General features: G+C 52.1%; 1 protein-coding gene. It reads right to left on the reverse strand.

The features are described from left to right. A partial coding sequence (locus ACTHUM_RS19755) for an ATP-binding cassette domain-containing protein (protein ID WP_440403977.1) occupies positions 1-447 on the reverse strand: 447 nt, incomplete at both ends.

Raw genomic sequence — 447 nt, forward strand, 5'->3', positions numbered from 1 at the left:
GGCTGCGGTCGTGCGAAACGACAATCAATGCACCTTGGAAACTTTGCAGGGCAAGTGTCAGGGCGTGGCGCATATCCAAGTCTAGGTGGTTGGTCGGTTCGTCAAGCAGCAGCAGATTAGGTTTTTGCCAGATAATCATGGCAAGGGCTAGCCGCGCCTTTTCCCCGCCGGAGAACGGCTCGGTCTTTTGAACCGCCATATCGCCGACAAAGTTGAAACCGCCTAAAAAGTTGCGGATTTCCTGTTCGCGGACTTCGGGCGAAAGCTGCTGGATATGCCAAACCGGACTTTGGTCTGCGCGCAATGTGTCCAGTTGGTGCTGGGCAAAATAGCCGATATTGAGCTTTTCGGAACGGACGATATTGCCGGAAAGTAAATCGATTTTTCCTGCCAATGCTTTGATAAATGTGGATTTACCGCTGCCGTTAACGCCCAATAGGCCGTAAC

It is taken from the genome of Neisseria sp. P0021.S006 (genome assembly GCF_051956895.1).